This window comes from Aeromonas sp. QDB14, from assembly GCF_027707845.1.
Taxonomy (GTDB): Bacteria; Pseudomonadota; Gammaproteobacteria; order Enterobacterales; family Aeromonadaceae; genus Aeromonas; species Aeromonas caviae.
In genome coordinates this window covers 1-19,708 of record NZ_JAPCJD010000048.1, presented here as the reverse complement: position 1 = coordinate 19,708, position 19,708 = coordinate 1, and the positions used below count along the sequence as shown (strand labels likewise).

The window sequence follows — 19,708 nt, the reverse complement described above, 5'->3', positions numbered from 1 at the left end:
TCACTCTCCTTATGCCTTGCTCTGTTCGAAGTGGTACTTGCCCGTCTTCAGGCTGCTTGGGCCCAGGCGCGCATACTTGAACATCAGGTACATCTCGATGATCAGCAGTACGGTGTAGAACAGGAAGATCCCGATCAGAGAGAACCAGATCTCGGACGCAGGAATGTTGGATGCAGAGACATAAGTCGGCAGCATCTCGGCGATGGTCCAAGGTTGACGACCGTATTCAGCGACAAACCAGCCCGCCTCGATGGCGATCCAGGGCAGCGGAATGCCGTACAGCAGCGCCTTGAGCAGCCACTTGCGCTCGCCGATCTTGTGGCGGGTGCTGTCATAGAAGGCCAGACCGATCAGCACCAGCATCAGGATGCCGCAGGCGACCATGATGCGGAAGGCGAAGAACAGCGGCAGTACCTGCGGGATGGAGTCATCCACGGCGGCCTTGATCTGCTCGTCGGTGGCGTCGGTCACGTTGGGGGTGTAACGCTTGAGCAGCAGACCATAGCCCAGATCCTGCTTCACTTCGTCGAAGCGGGCGCGGGTATCGTCGGACTTGTCACCGGATTGCAGCTTGGTCAGCAGGTCGTAGGCGGTCATGCCGTTGCGCACGCGCAGCTCGTGCTCGCTCTTGAGATCCTTGAGACCGGTCACCTGACCGTCCAGGGAACGGGTGGCGATGATGCCGAGGGCATAGGGGATCTTGATGGCGTAGTCGGTGCGCATCTCCTCCTGGTTCGGGATCCCGAACAGGGTGAAGGATGCCGGAGCCGGCTCCGTGTTCCACTCGGCCTCGATGGCCGCCAGTTTCACCTTCTGCACTTCCCCGGTCTCGTAGCCGGACTCGTCACCCAGCACCAGCACGGAGAGGATGGAGGCCATGCCGAACGCGGCCGCGATGGCGAAGGAGCGACGAGCGAACGCCACATCACGATTCTTCAGCAGGTAATAGGAGGAGATCCCGAGCACGAACATGGCGCCCGTGGTATAGCCTGCCGCCACGGTGTGGACGAACTTGACCTGGGCAACCGGGTTGAACACCAGGTCGGCGAAGCTCACCATCTCCATGCGCATGGATTCGAAGTTGAACTCGGCACCCACCGGGTTCTGCATCCAGCCGTTGGCGACCAGGATCCAGAGTGCGGAAAGGTTGGTCCCGAGCGCCATCAGCCAGGTAGCCGCCAGGTGCTGGCGCTTGCTGAGACGATCCCAACCGAAGAAGAACATACCGACGAAGGTGGACTCCAGGAAGAAGGCCATCAAGCCTTCGATGGCCAGCGGGGCCCCGAAGATGTCGCCGACATAGTGGGAGTAGTAAGCCCAGTTGGTACCGAACTGAAACTCCATGGTGAGCCCGGTGGTAACCCCGAGGGCAAAGTTGATACCGAACAACTTGCCCCAGAACTTGGTCATGTCCCGGTACACTGTGTTGTTGGTCATCACATAGACAGACTCCATGATCGCCAGGATGAAGGCCATCCCCAGCGTCAGGGGTACAAACAGGAAGTGATAAAGGGCCGTCGCAGCAAATTGGAACCGCGATAGGTCTACCACATGCTCAGCAATCATGATGTTTCCTCACCGATTATTGGCACGGCTATTTTAAGTTTTAAGGACAAAGCTTCCATTGGAAGTCCCCGAACGGTCGGTCACCCCTCGCGGTCTGACCGGATTCGACTGTCACTACATTAACAACAAGGCAATATACAGGAACAAAAAAAGCTAATGTTTAACATCTAATAAACAATAACCAGGGTTCTATTCCCGCCTATAATGATCGCTGTTTTATATCACCTTTATTTGATTGAAATCAATGTAAAACCACCCTCAATACATGTTTTTTCAAGGTAACTTATAGGGCTTTTCCCATTAATTATGGGAGCTTCATCACAAAAAACACCAATCCGTAAATAATTGATTTAAATCAATTTTATGACATACCGAAATAGTTTCAATTCTGTTAAACAAATACGCAACCCCGGAAATAAAGCCCTCGCATCTCGATTATTTCAATAAATGGCCAGGCTCATCCAAAAATCAATTTAAACCCAGTAAAAACACATGTTTATGCGGATTGACACCCCCACCAAAATCATTAGTTTATCTAATCAAAAGCCCATAGATTTTCTTGTTTGTCCCACCCGGAAAGAGCTCCTACAATGCGCCTCGCAGTGAGGACATACCTCTGAATACAGGCCGGTCATTCCGGGTTCCCGGTACGTATTCGATGAACATTTCGAACCTGTTTGTTGGGATTAATGATGAAAAAGTTTGTTGCCAAGACCATCCGTTACTACAAGCTTTCTTTCGTTCAACTCTATCAAATGAACCGACTCTGAAGCCTCGCGACGGCTCCTCTGTTTTTTCCCGACCGGTCTGCAGACGCGCTCACTGTCTGTGAACATCCATCCTGAATTGTCTTTGCCCACCGCCTGTGCCGTGGGCTTTTTTTTGCCCGCAAAACAAAAAGCCGCCTCAAGGGCGGCTTTTTGGTTCATATCGCAACGTCTACTGATCTGCCGGTCGTTCCAGGCCAAAGTGTGCGTAGGCTCTCTGAGTTGCGATCCGCCCTCTGGGTGTACGTTGCAGATAGCCTTGCTGGATCAGATAAGGTTCCAGCACGTCTTCTATGGTGTCCTTCTCCTCACCGATGGCGGCGGCCAGGTTGTCGAGCCCGACTGGCCCCCCCATAAACTTGTCGATGACGGCCAACAATAGCTTGCGATCCATGAAGTCGAAGCCTTCATTGTCCACGTCCAGCATGTCCATGGCACGGGCCGAAATGGGTCCGTCAATTCGCCCGTCAGACTTCACCTGGGCAAAATCCCGTACCCGCCTTAACAAACGGTTAGCAATCCGCGGTGTCCCCCGGGAGCGACGGGCTACCTCGAGAGCGCCGTCTTCCGTCATGTCGAGCCCGAGGCAGCGGGCGCTGCGAGAGACGATGTCGGTCAGGTCCTTGACGTTGTAAAACTCGAGGCGCTGCACGATGCCAAACCGGTCCCGCAGGGGGCTGGTGAGGGAGCCGGCCCGGGTGGTGGCACCGATCAGGGTGAAGGGAGGGAGATCGAGCTTGATGGAGCGGGCGGCGGGCCCCTCCCCTATCATGATGTCGAGCTGATAATCCTCCATGGCCGGATAGAGCACCTCCTCCACCACCGGGCTGAGACGGTGGATCTCGTCGATGAAGAGCACATCGTTCGGTTCCAGGTTGGTGAGGAGTGCCGCCAGATCGCCGGCCTTCTCCAGCACGGGGCCCGAGGTGGTCTTGATGTTGACCCCCATCTCGTTGGCGACGATGTTGGCCAGCGTGGTCTTGCCAAGGCCGGGAGGCCCGAAGATCAGCAGATGATCGAGGGCCTCCCCGCGCTGGCGAGCGGCCTCGATGAAGATCTCCATCTGATCGCAGACGTGATCCTGTCCGGTGTAATCGGCCAGCTTTCTGGGCCGGATGGCCCGATCGATGATCTCGTCCTCACGGGCGGCACCGGCCGAGATGAGGCGATCCGCTTCAATCATTGTCTACCTCACACCAGGCTGCGCAGGGATTCACGAATGATCTCCTCTACCGACATGCCGTCGGCGGCCACCTTGCTGACGATCTGGCTGGCCTGCTGCGGCTTGTAGCCGAGGGCCACCAGAGCACTGGCCGCCTCCTCGCTCGCATCCGGGGCACGCAGCGGGCTCTCTTTCGCGGGCAGGATGATTTCGGCCGGGGAGAAGAGATCGTGGCTGACCCAGCCCTTGAGGCGGTCTTTCATCTCCACCACCAGGCGCTCGGCGGTCTTCTTGCCCACGCCGGGCAACTTGACCAGGGAGCTTATCTCCTCGCGCTCGACGCTCATCACAAACTGGGTGGCCGTCATGCCGGAGAGAATGGCCAGTGCCAGCTTGGGGCCGACCCCGTTGGTCTTGATCAGCTCGCGAAACAGCGCCCGCTCCTGCTTGTGATTGAAGCCATACAGCAACTGGGCATCTTCCCGCACCACGAAGTGGGTGTGGATCACCGCCTCCTTCCCCAGTTCCGGCAGATCATAGAAGCAGCTCATGGGCATGTGCACCTCGTACCCCAGACCCCCCACTTCGATCAGGACCTCGGGGGGTTGCTTCTCGATGATGACGCCTCTCAAGCGACCGATCATGTTCTCTTCCTCGCCACGCAGACTCTTTCCAAATTGGCCACTAGCATAAAGAATAACTGGATAAGTATCCAGCATAGGCCGTCCTCGGCCTCGCCCTCACCAGACTGAATTTAGCCCTTGGGCCACGAGGCTCGGCCTGTTAAAATTCCGCACTTGAAATTTTCCAGGGCCAAGCCGCCCGAACTAGCGAAGGTCTACCGCGATGCGTACCAGCCAATATCTGCTTTCCACTCTCAAGGAAACCCCCTCCGACGCAGAGGTCATCAGCCACCAGCTGATGCTGCGCGCCGGCATGATCCGCAAACTCGCCTCCGGCATGTACGCCTGGCTGCCGACCGGCCTGCGGGTGCTGAAGAAGATCGAGAACATTGTTCGCGAAGAGATGAACAATGCTGGTGCCATCGAAGTCTCCATGCCGGTGGTGCAGCCCGCCGAGCTGTGGCAGGAGTCCGGCCGCTGGGATGACTACGGTCCCGAGCTGTGCCGCCTGACCGACCGCCACAACCGTCCCTTCGTGCTGGGCCCGACCCACGAAGAGGTGATCACCGCCCTGGTGCGCTACGAGGTGAACAGCTACAAGCAGCTGCCGCTGAACCTCTACCAGATCCAGACCAAGTTCCGCGACGAAGTGCGCCCCCGCTTCGGCGTGATGCGCGGCCGCGAGTTCCTGATGAAGGATGCCTACTCCTTCCACATCGACAAGGACTCTCTGGTCGAGACCTACGAGAAGATGCACGCCGCCTACTGCGCCGCCTTCACCCGCATGGGCCTGAACTTCCGCCCGGTACAGGCCGATACCGGCTCCATCGGGGGCACCGGCTCCCACGAATTCCAGGTGCTGGCCGAGAGCGGTGAGGATCTGATCGCCTTCTCCGACAGCTCCGACTACGCCGCCAACATCGAGATGGCCGAGGCGCTGGCACCGGCGGGCGAGCGTCCTGCCGCGACCAAGGCCCTGGCCAAGGTGGCCACCCCGGCCGTGCACACCATCGATGAAGTGGCCGCCTTCCTGGCCGTGGCTCCGGCCGCCATCGCCAAGACCCTGCTGGTACTGGCAGAGGAAGATGAACACGGCAAGCAGGCGGTCATCGCCCTGGTACTGCGTGGCGACCACGAGCTGAACGAAATCAAAGCCGAGAAGCTCTCTGGCGTTGCCAACCCGCTGACCTTCGCCAACGACGAGCAGATCAAAGCTGCCGCCGGTTGCGACGCAGGCTCCATCGGCCCGGTCGGCTTTGCCGGTCGCATCATCGTCGATCGCAGCGCCGCCCATCTGAGCGATTTTGTTTGCGGCGCCAACGAGACCGGTTTCCACCTGACCGGTGCCAACTGGGATCGCGACATCACCTCTTTTGAGGTTGCCGACCTGCGCAACGTGGTAGAAGGCGACCCGAGCCCGTGCGGCCAGGGCAAGCTGCTGCTCAAGCGTGGCATCGAAGTGGGCCACATCTTCCAGCTGGGGACCAAGTACTCCGAAGCCATGAAGGCGAGCGTGCTGAACGAGGGCGGCAAGTCCGTCACCATGGAGATGGGTTGCTACGGTATCGGGGTCTCCCGCCTGGTGGCCGCCGCCATCGAGCAGAACAACGACCAGTACGGCATCATCTGGCCGGACGCCATCGCCCCGTTCGAAGTGGCAATAGTGCCGATGAACATGCACAAGTCCGAGCGCGTGGCCCTGCAGGCACAGCAGTTCTACGCCGAGCTGAAGGCCGCCGGTGTGGATGTGCTGTTCGATGACCGCAAGGAGCGCCCGGGCGTGATGTTCGCCGACATGGAGCTGCTGGGGATCCCCCACGCCATCGTCATCGGCGATCGCGGTCTGGACAACGGCGTGGTGGAGTACAAGTGCCGCCGCACTGGCGAGAAGCAGGAAGTGGCGATCGGCGAGATCGTTGCCCTGCTCAAGGGCAAGCTGGGTCGCTGATAACGCCGACACCGCCTTTCGCTTTTCATAAGAAAGCCCCGAGAGCCACGGCACTCGGGGCTTTTTATATGGCTCTCAGCCATGATGCACAAAAATGCGCCTCCAGCGTGAACCATTGAGATAACTGTATTGCCCTGTACACGGCACGGCTGATTTCCTAGACTGGCGCTCTTTACCCAGCTTGCCCGAGAAGTCATGTCCATCGCCTCAGCCAATACCGTTGTCGTGCTCGACTTCGAGACCACAGGGCTTTCACCCGGACAAGGGGATAGAGCCATCGAGATCGGTGCCGTCAGAATCAAGGATGGCCATATCAGCGAGCGTTTCTCGGCATTGATGAATCCGGGCTTCAACGTGAGCAGCTTCATCGAGCAATATACCGGGATCAGCAATGCCATGCTGAAACAGGCTCCCCCCTGCAACGAGGTGATGGCGGATTTCGTCGACTTTATCGGTGATGACAATCTGATCGCCCACAACGCCTCCTTCGACAAGCGCTTTCTGGATGCGGAACTAGAGCGATTGCCGGCGCAATACCGCGGGCAGTTCGCCTGCTCCCTGCTGCTGTCGAGGCGCCTGTTTCCCGATGCCCCGGATCACAAGCTGGGTACCCTGGTGCAATACCGGTGCCTGCCCAATGACGGGGTGTTTCACCGCGCCCTGGCGGATGCCGAGGTGACGGCCCACCTCTGGCTCGCCTTGTTGGAAGAGCTGGCGTGTCGATATGGCATTATCGACCCGGATTTTGAATTGCTGCTGACCCTTGGCAAGAAGCCAAAACAGGTGATCCCATCCTTCCTGCGGGAATATGCGGCTCGGAAGTAACATGTGCCGACATGCATCATCAATCATTCATGCCATGTCGGTATTAAATTTACCCGCCTTCAAATCCATGATGGCCCGGCGTAAAGACAGGCAGGCAAGAAGATAATTTAGAAAAAAGCGCGCCAAATGGCGCGCTTTTTGTTTCCTTGTCATCTGGCGACAGGGCCGGCTCACGGCGCCTCAGCCATTGCGACCGATAAAGAGATCGGTCACATGGCAGCTGCTGCGCGCCTCCAGGGCGTCCAGCATGTATGCCGCCGCGTCTTCCGGAGTCATGAAGCCGCTCGGGTCCACGTGATCCGAGTTCTCCCAGAATTCGCTGCGGATCCCGCTCGGATAGAGGTTCACCAGCCGCAGGGGCGAGCCCTTGAGCTCGGCCCGCAGGGACTCCAGAAAGCCCCGCATCCCCCACTTGGAGGCGCAGTAGAGGCTCTCGTTGGCCTTGCCGGCCTGGGCCGCCGAGGAGAGCACATTGGCCAGCACGCCGCCCTTTTCGCCGATGAGACGCACTGTCTGCTGGGCCACCAGTATGGTGGAGACGAGGTTGCTCTCCACCACCCGGCGGATCTGCTCGGCGGTGTAGACGCCCACCGGGCCGAACTCGCCGACACCGGCGCAGTGCAGCACCAGATCGGGCAGGCCGCCCCACTCCACTGCGGCGGCAAAGGCGACGTCCACCTCTTCGTGGTGCGCGAGATCGGCGGCGATGCCGACCACGGCGCTGCCGAGGCGCTGCTCCTGCTCCTGCAGTTTCTGGTAGCGGCGACCCATCATGGAGACGCGATGGCCGCGCTCAACCAGTCCTATGGTCAGTGCACGCCCGAGCCCGGAGCCCGCGCCAGTCACTATGATATGGCCCATCTTCTCTCCTCATCAGAGCCAGCCATCACTTAGCCGTGATGCGCCGCCCGGGGCGTCAGATCAGAAGGTGAACTCGCCACCGATGAACCAGCCGTCGATAGTCTGGTCGACGCGGTCGAAGTCCATCTCGGCCTCACGCCAGCCTGCACGGATCTTGAGCGGCACGGTGGAGAACTTGTAGGAACCGCCCAGACGGTAGTCGTAGTTGTCGGCATCCTGCACGCGCATGTCGCCGAAGGCCGCAAAGCCCGTCCCCGGGATGCGCACTTCACCGCCGGTGTAGGCCATCAGCACGTCCTTGTCATAGGAGTAGTGCTGGGTGTTGAAATCGCCGTCGTAACGACGACCGGTCAGACCCAGATCGATCTGGAACAGGTCGTTGTTGAACAGGCGATAGTAGAGGCTCAGATCATAGGCCAGCAGATCGTTGTTGAAGGCGCCGCCGCTGCTGCTGAAGTCGGACATCTCGAACTTGGCGTTGGGCAGCAGCAGAATGCCGTGCTCCAGTTGCAGGTAGCCGCTCCAGTTGTAGTTCTCGTCATAGCTGCCAGCACTCACACCGCTGACCTGGCCGCTGCCCTGGGCGTTCCACAGATCGGCACCCGCGGCAAACCGCCAGTCATCGGCGGCGGTGGCGGCGTGGCTGAACAGGGCCAGTACACAACCGGCAATCAAGGTCTTCTTCATCATAAGGCTCCATCATGGACGGGAAAGGCCATCATTTTACCCGGAGTGCACGGAATACCTAGAGTAAAAAGCTGAACAAGCGTCCAGAAATGTCAGTGCTGCATGCCTTTCATCGGCTCGATGGGCTTCACCGGCAGGCTCAGGCCCAGGCTCTGGCCATCGTCCAGGGTCAGGGTCAGCGGGAAGGGGGTCCCCTGGGAGAGCTCGCGCACCTCGAACAGCATGATGTGCAGGCTGCCGGGCTTGAGGACGGCCTCCCCCTTGGCCGGGATCTCGATGCTCTCCACCTGGCGCATCTTCATGACGCCGTTCTCGTGCAAATGGGTGTGCAGCTCGACACGGCCCGCCTCAGGGGACGCTCCCGCCACCAGTTTCACCGGTTTGTCCCCATCGTTCCTGAGCACCATGAACGCCGCCGTGTTCGGCGAGCCAGGGGGCAGCAGACGCACATAACCATCGACTGCGTCGACCTTGGCCAGGGCCGGGGCGGCCAGAAGCAGTGCCATGGTGGAATAAAACGCACGTTTAAACATGGTTGAAATCCTTTTATGATGTTGTTAAACGAGACAAAGCTTACCCCTGTGGCAAGCTTTTGACAGCCCCCGACAACAAGGATTCAGACATGGCCCTCACAATTCTGGCCGAACAGCAGGACGGCTTGCTCACCCTGACATTCAATCGCCCGGAAAAGCGCAATGCCCTCAACACGGAGACGTATCTGGCGCTGACCGACGCACTGCGCCAGGCCGCCCGGGACGAAGAGGTCCATGTGCTGCTGTTGCAGGGCCAGGCGGAGTGCTTCACCGCCGGCAACGATCTGGCCGACTTTGTTGGCAAGCACGCCCTTGAGCCGGACGATCCCATCCTGCAATTTCTGCACACCCTGGCGGACTTTCCCAAACCGGTGATCGCAGCCGTGGGCGGCCCGGCAGTCGGCATCGGCACCACACTGCTGCTGCACTGCGACCTGGTCTATCTGGGTGACAACGCCCGGCTGCAGCTGCCTTTCGTCGAGCTGGGACTGGTGCCGGAGTTTGCCGCCAGCCTGCTGCTGCCACGCGCCGTCGGTCACCTCAAGGCGGCGGAACTGTTGCTGCTGGCAGAGGCCATCGATGGAGAAGAGGCGCTGCGTCTCGGGCTCGCCAACCGGGTGCTGGCCCCGGCGGACCTGCTCCCCTTCGCTCGGGAGCAGGGACTGAAACTGGCGGCCAAGCCGCCGATGGAGCTCCAGAAGAGCAAGGCGCTGCTCAAGCAGGAGCTCAAACAGGCGGTGCATTTCGTCATCGACCTGGAAGCGCGCGCCTTCGCCCAGGCCCTGCAAGGGGAAGAGGCGCAAAGCCGCATCGCCAGCAAGCTGCAAAAACGGCGCTGAACTCAGTTGAGACGGAACCGGCCTATCAACTCGCAGCCCTGCACCCTGTCCTGCACCTGGATAAGCCGGGCAATCTCCGGATTGGGGTGGCGCTTCAAGAAGGAGAGCAGGGCGGCGCGGCAGCAGCCCAGCTCACTGATGAGGGATTCGCACGCCCGGTTGGGGCACTGGGGCACCAGGGCGGTGACCAGCTCGGAGGCGAGCTTGAGGTAGCGCAGTTCATAGGCGGGCTCTTCCATGGCACGCCAGAAATCGGCCATGCGGTGACAGGTGGCGACCCGCATGCTGGCCAGTTCGTCCAGATCCCCGGAGGCCAGCTCATACACTTCCCCCAGGGCCTGCTGATAGAGGCAGATCGCCGTGCCCAGAGCCCCCATGCCAAGGGCGTTCTCCGCCTCCAGCATGTAACGTTGCCAGTTCTGATGTTCCATGTTCCTCTCCTTTGCCGACACGAGTGGAGTTTGTATCATGGCCAATCGAGAACAAATATCAACCAGACCCTTTGTGCAGGATCCCTCAACCCGCCGTTCTGGGCTGATTGACGCGACACTGCTTGCCGGGGTAACCAGGCAGATCCGACGCCTTGCTGCTGCACGCCAGCCGTTTGGCTTCGGCGAGGCGATCCGCGAGGTTGACCTCATCGATCGGCTGCCAGGCCATCTGCTGGCCGAGCCAGCTGGCCCAGGCAAACTCGACGAAGTAGACCTGATCCTTCTTGCTGAAGTAGCCCGCATCCTGCAACAGCCCCGCCAGGGTGCGGTAGGGATAATCCGGCAACTCACCGATATGGCCGGGCAACTGCTCGGGAGTCAGGGGTTGACCCCGTTCATCCTTGAGCCAGGCCCAGTGGTTGTTCTGCATCTGGCTCCAGAAATTGGCCCTGTCCTGCAACCGTGCAATCACCTTGACCCTGACCTGCTTCACCCCCTGCTGCCACAGCGCCTTGGTCAGGTGGTGCCTGTCCACCAGCCAGTAACCCCCATCCGGCGCGATGACGATAGGGATCTCTTTCTTTTTCATCAGCTTGTCGAGCTGCTTCTCGCTCTTGTCCGCCAGCTCCCGGGCAGTGGTATCCACCTGCAACTGCCCCACGCCGCCCTGGGTGGGGTGCAGCGCCTCTATATTCACCTCGCACCAGCTTCCCACCGGGCTGCTCTTCTCGCACGGGGCCAACGCCCAAGCGCCCTGGCTCAGCACGCAGACCAACAAGATCCATGCTCTCATCATTCTCTCCTTTTCCTGGCGCTCACGGCGCCCCTTCGTTGACAGCCGCATCGGATATCAATGGGACTCATGCTGGCGGTCTGACCAGCAAAGGGGATATCATGATTTCCCATCTGCCGGCGATGCATTCTCGCCGAGTTTTCTCCCCGCTTCACACATTTTGAAGGATTCACCATGAAAGGATGGAGCCCCCTGTTGGCCCTGCTGGGCTGTGCGTGCGTCCAGGCTGCCGATGTGCCGCCCGGCACCCCACTCGCCGCCGAACAGGCCGTCGTCCGTCATCTCAAGGATGAACCGGCGAGCCTGAGCCCTCTCAAGCTGGTGGGACTGCCGGAGCTGCAGGTCCTCAGAGACCTTTACGAGGGGCTGCTGACCCAGGGGCCGGACGGCAAGGTGCTGCCCGGGGTGGCATCCCGCTGGGACAACGAGGGGAACCAGACATTCACCTTCCACCTGAGGCCGGATGCCCGCTGGTCCAACGGCGACCCCGTGCGCGCCGCCGACTTCGTCTATGGCTGGCGCAAGCTGGTTGACCCCAGGGAAGCCGCCACTTTCGCCTGGTTCGCCCAGCTCGCCCGCTTCGACAAGGTGGACGACATAGTGGCAGGCAAGCTGGCCCCCGATGCGCTCGGGGTGGAGGCCGTCGATGACCATACCCTGAAGGTGACCCTCTCCCAGCCGGTGCCCTATTTCCTGAGCCTGCTGACCCATCCCAGCCTGTCGCCCCTGCACCGGGCCAGCATGGAACAATATGGCAACCAGTGGACCCAGCCCGGCAAGCTGGTGGGCAACGGCGCCTTCGTGCTGAGTCACCGGGTGGTGAACGAGAAACTGGAGCTGACGCCCAATCCCTACTACTGGGATCGCGCCCACACGGTGCTGACCCGCGTCACCTTCGTGCCCATCAACCAGGAGAGCGCGGCCACCCACCGCTATCTGGCCGGGGATCTGCACATCACCGAATCCTTCCCCAAGGAGCAGTACCAGAGCCTGATGGCCCAGATCCCGGGGGAGGTCTATACCCCGGAACAGCTCGGCACCTACTACTACGCCTTCAACACCCAGCGCCCGCCCCTCAATGATGTGCGGGTGCGCCAGGCGCTCTCCTACACCATCGACAGGGGCCTGATTGCCGACAAGGTGCTGGGAACCGGGGAGAAACCGGCCTACCACTTCACCCCGGACGTGACCGCCGACTTCGACCCCAAGCCCAATCTGCTCTCCACCAGCAGTCAGCAGTCGCTGGACGAGCGTGCCAGAGCCCTGCTGAAAGAAGCGGGCTACGGCCCAAGCAATCCCCTCAAGCTGACCCTGCTCTACAACACGGCGGAAATTCACAAGAAGATGGCACTGGCCATCGCCAACCAGTGGAAACAGAAGCTGGGGGCCCGGGTCGAGCTCACCAACCAGGAGTGGAAAACCTATCTCGACAGCCGTCAAAGTGGCCAGTTCGAGGTGATCCGCTCCTCCTGGGTCGCCGATTACAACGACCCCTCCGCCTTCCTCGGGCTCTGGGGATCGGGCCACAGCGGCAACATGGCCCGGTTCGCCAACCCGGCTTACGACAAGCTGCTGGCGCAGGCGGCCAACAGTCAGGATCCCGCAGAGCGGGCTCGCCTGTTTGATGAGGCCGAGGCCATCTTGCAGAAGGAGGCCCCCATCGCCCCCATCTACCAGTACACCAATGCCCGGCTCATCAAGCCCTGGCTCAAGGGGTATCCCATCAACAACCCGGAAGACGTGGCCTACAGCCGTCAGCTCTACCTCGTCAAACACTGAGTCCGGGGAGGGGTCGGGACACCTGACCCCTCCTGGCACTGTTCCTGTTCAAGTTCCCGGCATATAATGCCGCCTCTTTTCATTCATCAACCCCGTGATCCGATCCTGCCATGCGTGCTCTGCTCCTGATTGCCCTGTTTGTTGCCCTTCCCGCCAAGGCCGCCGATGAAACCGAATGCCGCCAGGCCTTCCTCGAATGGATGTTGAGCCAGCAGAAGCAGTTCAGCGACCGCAAGGCCAGCAAGATGGAGCGGCGCAATGCCGAACGAGCCATCGATCAGGCCCGGGATGCCTTCGCCAAGCAGGAGAGTTTCTGCCAGGCCATGGCCTGGGTCGCCAGCGCAGAAGACAATGACCCCCGCTTCAAACCGAGGACGGGGGAGATCCACGACTTCACTCCCCGCGGCTGAGCCCGCCATCTACGACTTTTTTCAGCCTTTCCCGTGTTGATTTATTGACCCAAGCCAAGGTGGTGTAACAGTCCGCATCTACAATGACGCCGTAACAATCACAAAAATAAAAAATAACTTTATCAGTTACTTGGCTCATTCAGGATGGGCACATGACCACAACCCGGCACGAAGGGGAGATCCGTTTCCCCGATCACATATCACTGATCTCGACCACGGATCCCGCCAGTCACATCACCTATGCCAACCAGCACTTTTGCGATGTGGCGGGCTACAGCGCGACCGAAATGGAAGGGGAGCCCCACAATCTGGTCCGCGACCCCGACATGCCCAAGGCCGCGTTCGCCGACATGTGGCGCCGCCTGCAACAAGGAAAGAGCTGGATGGGGCTGGTAAAGAACCGCGCCAAGAGTGGTCAGTTCTACTGGGTCAACGCCTACGTCACGCCGATTCTCAACGATCAGCAGCAGATCATCGAATACCAGTCTGTCCGCACCCGTCCCCAGGATCACGACATCGCCTGGGCAGAGCAGCTCTATGCCCGGATCCGTGACGGCAAGGCACTGCCCTGGCTGACCCGGCTGACTCTGGAGCCGGGGCAGCTGTGTCTGCTGCTCTCTGGCACCGCCCTGCTCGGCATGGGGGCCAGTCTGGTCACCGGCCAGCCGGGGTGGGGCGTCATCACCCTGCTCTGCTTGCTGGCCCAGATGGGACATGGCAGGCATCTGCAACGGCGGCTGGCCAGGCTGCTGACCATGGCGGGCGAGGAGCAGGGCAGCGCCCTTTGCCAGGTACTCTATGCCAGGCGTCAGGACAGCCTGGCCGCCCTTGAACTGCTGCTGCGCATGAAGAAGGCGGAGCTGCGCGCCGTGGTGGGTCGCAGCGCGGACACCAACCAGCAGATCCTGCAGGCGGCGGAGGATGACAGGGGGCATATCCAGACCATAGACACTCACCTGCAACAGCAGCGGGCCCAGAGCGAGCAACTGGCGGCGGCCATCACCCAGATGAGCCAGTCCATCCGCGATGTGGCTGACAATGCCCACCAGGCCAATGCGCTGGTGGGCGAGGTCCAGCAGGTGTCCGCCAGTGGCCAGCAGGCGCTGGCCACCACCCGGGATTCGGTCGACAGGCTTCATCAGGAGCTGGACGCCAGCCAGGGCGTGCTGGCGCGCCTGACCCAGGACAGCCAGAAGATCAACGGCATTCTGGAGGTGATCGGGCAGATTGCGGATCAGACCAACCTGCTCTCCCTCAATGCGGCCATCGAGGCGGCACGGGCCGGTGAACAGGGGCGCGGCTTTGCGGTGGTGGCCGACGAGATACGGGCCCTGGCCCAGAAGACCCGCAGCTCCACCGGCGAGATAAGCGACATGATAGGGGCGCTGCAACAGAGCACCCGGCAACTGTCCGATGGCATGGAGCAGGGGGCCCAGACATCAGTGCTCTGCCAGCAGCACATGGGGGCCACCGCCGAGGTGCTCGACCAGATCAACCGGATGCTGGCCCGGGTGACCCACACCAGCGACGAGATAGCCCAGGCGGTGAGCCAGCAGGCGGATGTCACCAGCACCCTGGATCAGGGGATCCACCAGATCCACCAACTGGCGAGCCACACCGCGGACAACAGCCGTCAGGCCCTCGATGGCATCACCCTGCTGGTGGAGCGGTTGCAAAACCTCTCCCGCCTGATCAACCAGTTCCACGACTGACCCCCTTGCCGTGTAGTTTGGCGCGCCCCCGGGCGCGCTGCCGATCTCTCCTCTCCTTCACGACGACAGGCTCCCGCCGGGGGCAAGAAGTCCGTCTCAGGATTTGCCCTTGAACTGCTTGATGCTGCGCTTGCCCTGGGTGCGACGGTTCGCCTGCTTGTCTCTTGGCGCCCGTTTGCTCTCCCCGCTGGCGGGTTTGTCGGTCACCGGGAAACCTGCCAGCGCCGCCAGGGGCAGGGGCCGACCGGTCAGGGCCCGGATCCCCTCGAGCGCCTCCCCATCCCCATGACAGGTAAGGGAGATGGCCAGACCGCTCTGCCCGGCACGGGCGGTACGACCGATACGATGCACGTAGACGGGGGCATGGTCCGGCAGATCCAGATTGATCACCACGGGCAATGCCTCCACGTGGATGCCGCGCGCCATCAGGTCCGTGGCCACCAGCACCCGCACCCTGCCCTCCTTGAAATCCGCCAGCGCCTGCTCCCGCGCAGTTTGATCCTTGTTTCCGTGCAGGGCTGCCACCGTCATGCCAGCCCTGGCGAGTTTCTTGGCCACCCCGTCCGCGTCGTCCCTGGCACTGATGAAGACCAGCACCTGGGGCCACTCTCCGGCCTCCAGCAGGGCGATCAGCGCAGGCACCTTGCTGCTCCTGTTGACCAGATAGAGCCGCTCCTCGATGTCGTTCACCAGGCTGTTGAGCGGCTCGGCCTCGATGCGCACCGGATCCTGCAGCAGGCCCGAGGCCAGGCTCTCCAGCTCGACCGGCAAGGTGGCGGAGAAGAGCATCTGCTGCCGCGCCTCCGGCATTGCCTTCATCAGCCACTGGATATCGGGCCAGAACCCCATCTCCAGCAGGCGATCCGCTTCATCCAGCACCAGCATGCGCAGGGCACCCAGCCCCAGCGTCTGCTGGGCCAGCAAGTCCCGCAACCGTCCGGGGGTCGCCACCAGCAGTTGGGGGCCGAGAGCCAGTTCCCGCTCCTGCCACTCCTGGGCCACCCCGCCACACAGGGTCAGAAGGCGCACCCCCAACCCGTCGGCAATCTCCTGCAGGGCGGCGCTCACCTGGCTTGCCAGCTCCCGGGTGGGGACCAGTACCAATCCCTGTACCCGGTCGCTGGCTGCGTCCAGCCTCTGCAGCAGCGGCAGGCCGAATGCCAGGGTCTTGCCACTGCCGGTCCTGGCCAGGGCAAGCAGATCCCGTCCTGACAAGGCAGCAGGAATGGCTAGCTGCTGAATGGGGGTCGGTTTTTCCAGCGCTGCGGGCAGCAGGGGCAACAGGGCGGGGGCAAGGGCGAGTTCGTCAAACGTCATGGGGATCGCAGATACAGGCTGAACGAGGATGTGGAGGCGAAGTCTAGCCAGACCCACCCCATAAGTAAAAGGTTCGGGAGCGCAATAAAAACGGCCTGTCCCGTGTGAACGGGGCAGGCCGTCAGGCAATCAGCCTGTGACGCGACTTACAGAACGGCCAGGGCGGCGGCGTAGTTCGGCTCGTCGGCGACTTCGGCCACCAGCTCGCTGTGCAGCACCTTGTCGTGCTCATCCAGTACCACGATGGCACGGGCAGCCAGACCCACCAGCGGGCCGGAGGAGAAGGCCACGCCGTAGTCCTGCAGGAAGGAGACACCGCGCAGGGTGGAGAGGTTCACCACCTTGTCCAGACCCTCGGCGCCGCAGAAACGGGCCTGGGCGAACGGCAGGTCGGCAGAGATGCACAGCACGACGGTGTTGTTCAGGGCGCTTGCCTGCTCGTTGAACTTGCGCACGGAAGTGGCGCAGGTCGGGGTGTCGACGCTCGGGAAGATGTTCAGGATCTTGCGCTTGCCGGCGAAGGTCGCCAGGGTCGCATCGGACAGATCGCCAGCAACCAGGGAGAAGGGCTTGGCCTGCTCACCGGCAACGGGGAAGTGGCCGGAGACGGAGACGGGGTTGCCTTGCAGGGTGACGGTATTGCTCATGTTAGGTCCTTGATGATTGATGTGGGATCCAGGGTCCCCAGTATAGGCCCGCCACGGGATGACAAACACCCGCTAATGAAAGGGATTTGGCATCCCTTTGCACCCCTCCTGCTCCAGAGGCAGATCAGAGGCCACTGTCATGGCCCCGGACAAAGAGAAGAAGAGAACTTGACCTTGGACTTTACACCAAGGTTTACACTCGGCTCAGTCATCCAGGATCCCGCAGGGGCGGGATCCCTCAAGAGGAACGCATCATGAGCAAATCCTGCTGCAGCCATCAACACGCCGCTGCCCCCATCAAGGCCGTCAGCAAGGCCGCCACCCCACAGGCCGAGCACAGCCACACCAGCCACTGCTGCGACAACGGGACACAGGCCAGTGGTCTCGCCAACCCGACCCGCCACGATCATCAGGGGCAAAGTGGCGCAGACGGCCCGGGGGATGAAGAGCCCCCCAGAGGCGCTTGCGCCACCGACACAGCCCACGACCACGATCACGATCATCATGAGCAGGGGCACGCCCACACGGCCGCCGCGACCGAGCCGCCGCTGGCTACCCCCGAGCAGAACAGCCGCCGCCATAGCTGGCAGGTGCTGGGCATGGATTGTCCCAGCTGTGCACGCAAGATAGAGACCGCCGTCAGCCGGGTGGAGGGCGTACAACAGGCTCGGGTGCTGTTTGCCACCGAGAAGCTGGTGGTGGATCTGGCCCCCGGCCTCTCCCCCGATCCCGTCACCGCCGCCGTGCTGGCCGCCGGCTTCCAGCTCAAAGGAGGCGCTCAGAACACGGCTCGCAGCGAACCGGGCCGCAGCCCGCAGATGCAGAGGGTCAGTAACCTGCTCGGCAAATACTGGCAGCCCCTGTCGCTGGCCGGCCTGGTGGGGGTGGCGGCCCTGTTGCCGGCCCAGATCGGTCAGCCGCTATTTACCCTGGCCACCCTCTGGGGGCTGTGGCCCGTCGCCCGCAAGGCGTGGGCACTGACCAGAAGCGGCTCCCCCTTCGCCATCGAGACCCTGATGACGGTCGCCGCCGTGGGGGCCCTGTTCCTCGGCGAAACCGCCGAAGCGGCCATGGTGCTGCTGCTGTTCATGCTGGGGGAACATCTGGAAGCCTACGCCGCCGGCCGCGCCCGCGCCGGGGTCACCGCCCTGATGGCGCTGGTGCCCGACAAGGCGCTGCGCATCCGCACCACTGCCGAGGGCGAGGTACGGGAAGAAGTCGCTGCCGACCAGCTGCGCCCCGGTGACATCATCGAAATCGCCCCGGGTGCCCGCCTGGCCGCCGATGCCCGCCTGCTCGACCCCCTCGGCGCCTTTGACGAGAGCGCCCTGACCGGCGAATCCATCCCGGTGGAGCGCCGCCGGGGTGACAAGGTCCCCGCCGGCAGCCTGGCGGCGGATCGGGTGCTGCGCCTCGAGGTGGTGTCCGAACCCGGCAACAACGCCATCGACCGCATCCTGCATCTCATCGAGGAGGCCGAGACCCAGCGCGCCCCCATCGAGCGCTTCATCGACCGCTTCAGTCGCTGGTATACCCCGGCCATGATGCTGGTCGCCCTGCTGGTGGTGCTGGTACCGCCGCTCGCCTTCGGTCAGGGCTGGGACGAGTGGGTCTATCGCGGGCTGGCGCTGCTGCTGATCGGTTGCCCCTGCGCCCTGGTCATCTCCACCCCGGCGGCGGTCACCTCGGCGCTGGCGGCAGCCACCCGCCAGGGGGCTCTTATCAAGGGGGGCGCAGCGCTGGAGCGCCTCGCCCACATCGATACCCTGGCCTTCGACAAGACCGGCACCCTGACCCTGGGCAAGCCGCAGCTGACCGAACTGGTGAGCCTCAATGGCCAGCCTGAGGCCGACCTGCTGGCGCTGGCGGCGGCCATCGAGCAGGGCTCCCACCACCCGCTGGCCCGCGCCGTGGTGACGGCGGCCAGCGAACGGGGCCTCAGCCTCGCTGCCGCCCAGGAGCTGCGCGCCCTGCCCGGCATGGGGGTAGAGGGTCGCATCGACGGAGTCCTCTGGCAGCTGCTGGCACCGAGCCGGGTCGCCACCCTGGATGCGGCGATGCAGGCCCGGGTCGCCACCCTGGAGCAGCAAGGCAAGACAGTGGTGGTGCTCGGTCAGCCTGACGCCGCCCCGGCCGCCCTGCTGGCCCTGCGCGACCAGATCCGGCCGGAAGCGGCTGCGGCGCTGCAAGAGCTCAACCAGCTCGGCCTGCAGAGCATCATGCTGACCGGCGACAACCCCCGCGCCGCCGAGGCGATCGCCACCGAGCTCGGCATGGGCTGGCGCGCCGGCCTGCTGCCGGAAGGCAAGGTAGAGGAGATAAGCCAGCTCGCCAGCACCCGCAAGGTGGCCATGATCGGCGACGGCATCAACGATGCACCGGCCATGAAGCGGGCCAGCATCGGCATCGCCATGGGAGGCGGCACCGACGTGGCGCTGGAAACCGCCGATGCGGCCCTGACCCACAACCAGCTCGGCGGGGTCGCCGCCATGATCCGGCTCTCCCGCGCGGCACTGGCCAACATCCACCAGAACATCGCGCTGGCGCTGGGGCTCAAGGCCATCTTCCTGGTCACCAGCCTGCTCGGCATCACCGGCCTGTGGATTGCGGTGCTGGCCGACACCGGCGCCACCGCCCTGGTCACCGCCAACGCTCTGCGCCTGCTGCGAAAACGCTAGGCCGGCCGTAAACTGCACAACCAACAGCCGCTCCAACGGGGCGGCTTTTTTATGGTTCATCGCGGCTTTCCGGGGAAGGCCGCCTTGATTTTCAGAAAAAAGTATTCTGAGTCCCTAAATCCATATGCCA

18 protein-coding genes are annotated in these 19,708 nt (G+C 62.3%); 7 read left to right on the top strand and 11 right to left on the bottom strand.

What is annotated here, in order from left to right:
* Window positions 1-9 precede the first annotated feature (9 nt).
* The 4 genes from PG887_RS15070 to ruvA all read right to left on the bottom strand — a co-directional run bounded on the left by PG887_RS15070 (window position 10) and on the right by ruvA (window position 4,139).
* Entirely contained in the window at window positions 10-1,566 is a 1,557-nt protein-coding gene (locus PG887_RS15070; protein ID WP_010672869.1) for a cytochrome ubiquinol oxidase subunit I, read from the bottom strand.
* A 686-nt stretch (window positions 1,567-2,252) separates the two neighbouring features.
* Entirely contained in the window at window positions 2,253-2,495 is a 243-nt protein-coding gene (locus PG887_RS15065; protein WP_029313687.1) for a hypothetical protein, read from the bottom strand.
* Between the two features lie 10 nt (window positions 2,496-2,505).
* A complete protein-coding gene (gene ruvB, locus PG887_RS15060; RefSeq protein ID WP_041214526.1) occupies window positions 2,506-3,516 on the bottom strand; it encodes a Holliday junction branch migration DNA helicase RuvB in 1,011 nt (336 codons plus the stop codon).
* An 8-nt stretch (window positions 3,517-3,524) separates the two neighbouring features.
* On the bottom strand, window positions 3,525-4,139 hold the full coding sequence (gene ruvA, locus PG887_RS15055) for a Holliday junction branch migration protein RuvA (protein ID WP_270822129.1): 615 nt from the start codon (window positions 4,137-4,139) through the stop codon (window positions 3,525-3,527).
* A 202-nt stretch (window positions 4,140-4,341) separates the two neighbouring features.
* Here ruvA and PG887_RS15050 point away from each other — a divergent pair, with 202 nt between their 5' ends.
* Both PG887_RS15050 and PG887_RS15045 read left to right on the top strand, forming a co-directional pair.
* Window positions 4,342-6,066: a proline--tRNA ligase gene (locus PG887_RS15050; protein WP_270822127.1), complete on the top strand. Its 1,725-nt coding sequence runs from the start codon at window positions 4,342-4,344 to the stop codon at window positions 6,064-6,066.
* Window positions 6,067-6,261: 195 nt separating this feature from the next.
* Window positions 6,262-6,891 carry a 3'-5' exonuclease gene (locus tag PG887_RS15045; RefSeq protein ID WP_182955186.1) on the top strand — a complete coding sequence of 210 codons (630 nt, stop codon included), beginning with the start codon at window positions 6,262-6,264 and terminating at the stop codon, window positions 6,889-6,891.
* Between the two features lie 180 nt (window positions 6,892-7,071).
* On the opposite strand, the gene PG887_RS15040 is transcribed toward PG887_RS15045, so the two are convergent.
* The 3 genes from PG887_RS15040 to PG887_RS15030 form a co-directional block, all read right to left on the bottom strand.
* Window positions 7,072-7,752: an SDR family oxidoreductase gene (locus PG887_RS15040; protein ID WP_201934653.1), complete on the bottom strand. Its 681-nt coding sequence runs from the start codon at window positions 7,750-7,752 to the stop codon at window positions 7,072-7,074.
* Between the two features lie 60 nt (window positions 7,753-7,812).
* A complete protein-coding gene (locus PG887_RS15035) occupies window positions 7,813-8,439 on the bottom strand; it encodes a TIGR04219 family outer membrane beta-barrel protein (RefSeq protein ID WP_042074091.1) in 627 nt (208 codons plus the stop codon).
* A gap of 92 nt (window positions 8,440-8,531) precedes the next feature.
* Window positions 8,532-8,972, bottom strand: coding sequence for a copper chaperone PCu(A)C (locus tag PG887_RS15030; protein WP_270822121.1), 441 nt, complete (start codon window positions 8,970-8,972; stop codon window positions 8,532-8,534).
* Window positions 8,973-9,061: 89 nt separating this feature from the next.
* On the opposite strand from PG887_RS15030, the gene PG887_RS15025 reads away from it, so the two are divergent.
* Window positions 9,062-9,811 carry an enoyl-CoA hydratase-related protein gene (locus PG887_RS15025; RefSeq protein WP_270822119.1) on the top strand — a complete coding sequence of 250 codons (750 nt, stop codon included), beginning with the start codon at window positions 9,062-9,064 and terminating at the stop codon, window positions 9,809-9,811.
* Window positions 9,812-9,813: 2 nt separating this feature from the next.
* Here PG887_RS15025 and PG887_RS15020 read toward each other — a convergent pair whose 3' ends face one another.
* Entirely contained in the window at window positions 9,814-10,242 is a 429-nt protein-coding gene (locus PG887_RS15020) for a DUF2753 family protein (RefSeq protein WP_039039476.1), read from the bottom strand.
* Window positions 10,243-10,327: 85 nt separating this feature from the next.
* A complete protein-coding gene (locus PG887_RS15015; protein ID WP_041211007.1) occupies window positions 10,328-11,035 on the bottom strand; it encodes a ParB-like protein in 708 nt (235 codons plus the stop codon).
* Between the two features lie 174 nt (window positions 11,036-11,209).
* On the opposite strand from PG887_RS15015, the gene PG887_RS15010 reads away from it, so the two are divergent.
* The 3 genes from PG887_RS15010 (at window position 11,210) to PG887_RS15000 (ending at window position 14,936) form a co-directional block, all read left to right on the top strand.
* Window positions 11,210-12,814 carry a peptide ABC transporter substrate-binding protein gene (locus tag PG887_RS15010; RefSeq protein WP_270822118.1) on the top strand — a complete coding sequence of 535 codons (1,605 nt, stop codon included), beginning with the start codon at window positions 11,210-11,212 and terminating at the stop codon, window positions 12,812-12,814.
* A gap of 110 nt (window positions 12,815-12,924) precedes the next feature.
* On the top strand, window positions 12,925-13,224 hold the full coding sequence (locus PG887_RS15005) for a hypothetical protein (RefSeq protein WP_010672856.1): 300 nt from the start codon (window positions 12,925-12,927) through the stop codon (window positions 13,222-13,224).
* 152 nt (window positions 13,225-13,376) lie between these two features.
* Entirely contained in the window at window positions 13,377-14,936 is a 1,560-nt protein-coding gene (locus PG887_RS15000; RefSeq protein ID WP_270822117.1) for a methyl-accepting chemotaxis protein, read from the top strand.
* Between the two features lie 96 nt (window positions 14,937-15,032).
* On the opposite strand, the gene PG887_RS14995 is transcribed toward PG887_RS15000, so the two are convergent.
* Together PG887_RS14995 and tpx are read right to left on the bottom strand one after the other, a co-directional pair.
* Complete coding sequence (locus PG887_RS14995; protein WP_270822115.1) at window positions 15,033-16,253, bottom strand: DEAD/DEAH box helicase; 1,221 nt, start codon at window positions 16,251-16,253, stop codon at window positions 15,033-15,035.
* A gap of 146 nt (window positions 16,254-16,399) precedes the next feature.
* Window positions 16,400-16,900, bottom strand: coding sequence for a thiol peroxidase (gene tpx, locus PG887_RS14990; RefSeq protein WP_010672853.1), 501 nt, complete (start codon window positions 16,898-16,900; stop codon window positions 16,400-16,402).
* A 254-nt stretch (window positions 16,901-17,154) separates the two neighbouring features.
* Here tpx and PG887_RS14985 point away from each other — a divergent pair, with 254 nt between their 5' ends.
* Complete coding sequence (locus tag PG887_RS14985; RefSeq protein WP_270822113.1) at window positions 17,155-19,578, top strand: zinc/cadmium/mercury/lead-transporting ATPase; 2,424 nt, start codon at window positions 17,155-17,157, stop codon at window positions 19,576-19,578.
* Window positions 19,579-19,708: the final 130 nt, after the last annotated feature.

Bases quoted from the DNA above. Each gene is read 5' to 3' on its own strand.
- PG887_RS15070 (WP_010672869.1), bottom strand. From the start codon at position 1,566: ATGATTGCTGAGCATGTGGTAGACCTATCGCGGTTCCAATTTGCTGCG.
- PG887_RS15065 (WP_029313687.1), bottom strand. From the start codon at position 2,495: ATGAACCAAAAAGCCGCCCTTGAGGCGGCTTTTTGTTTTGCGGGCAAA.
- ruvB (WP_041214526.1), bottom strand. From the start codon at position 3,516: ATGATTGAAGCGGATCGCCTCATCTCGGCCGGTGCCGCCCGTGAGGAC.
- ruvA (WP_270822129.1), bottom strand. From the start codon at position 4,139: ATGATCGGTCGCTTGAGAGGCGTCATCATCGAGAAGCAACCCCCCGAG.
- PG887_RS15050 (WP_270822127.1), top strand. From the start codon at position 4,342: ATGCGTACCAGCCAATATCTGCTTTCCACTCTCAAGGAAACCCCCTCC.
- PG887_RS15045 (WP_182955186.1), top strand. From the start codon at position 6,262: ATGTCCATCGCCTCAGCCAATACCGTTGTCGTGCTCGACTTCGAGACC.
- PG887_RS15040 (WP_201934653.1), bottom strand. From the start codon at position 7,752: ATGGGCCATATCATAGTGACTGGCGCGGGCTCCGGGCTCGGGCGTGCA.
- PG887_RS15035 (WP_042074091.1), bottom strand. From the start codon at position 8,439: ATGAAGAAGACCTTGATTGCCGGTTGTGTACTGGCCCTGTTCAGCCAC.
- PG887_RS15030 (WP_270822121.1), bottom strand. From the start codon at position 8,972: ATGTTTAAACGTGCGTTTTATTCCACCATGGCACTGCTTCTGGCCGCC.
- PG887_RS15025 (WP_270822119.1), top strand. From the start codon at position 9,062: ATGGCCCTCACAATTCTGGCCGAACAGCAGGACGGCTTGCTCACCCTG.
- PG887_RS15020 (WP_039039476.1), bottom strand. From the start codon at position 10,242: ATGGAACATCAGAACTGGCAACGTTACATGCTGGAGGCGGAGAACGCC.
- PG887_RS15015 (WP_041211007.1), bottom strand. From the start codon at position 11,035: ATGAGAGCATGGATCTTGTTGGTCTGCGTGCTGAGCCAGGGCGCTTGG.
- PG887_RS15010 (WP_270822118.1), top strand. From the start codon at position 11,210: ATGAAAGGATGGAGCCCCCTGTTGGCCCTGCTGGGCTGTGCGTGCGTC.
- PG887_RS15005 (WP_010672856.1), top strand. From the start codon at position 12,925: ATGCGTGCTCTGCTCCTGATTGCCCTGTTTGTTGCCCTTCCCGCCAAG.
- PG887_RS15000 (WP_270822117.1), top strand. From the start codon at position 13,377: ATGACCACAACCCGGCACGAAGGGGAGATCCGTTTCCCCGATCACATA.
- PG887_RS14995 (WP_270822115.1), bottom strand. From the start codon at position 16,253: ATGACGTTTGACGAACTCGCCCTTGCCCCCGCCCTGTTGCCCCTGCTG.
- tpx (WP_010672853.1), bottom strand. From the start codon at position 16,900: ATGAGCAATACCGTCACCCTGCAAGGCAACCCCGTCTCCGTCTCCGGC.
- PG887_RS14985 (WP_270822113.1), top strand. From the start codon at position 17,155: ATGAGCAAATCCTGCTGCAGCCATCAACACGCCGCTGCCCCCATCAAG.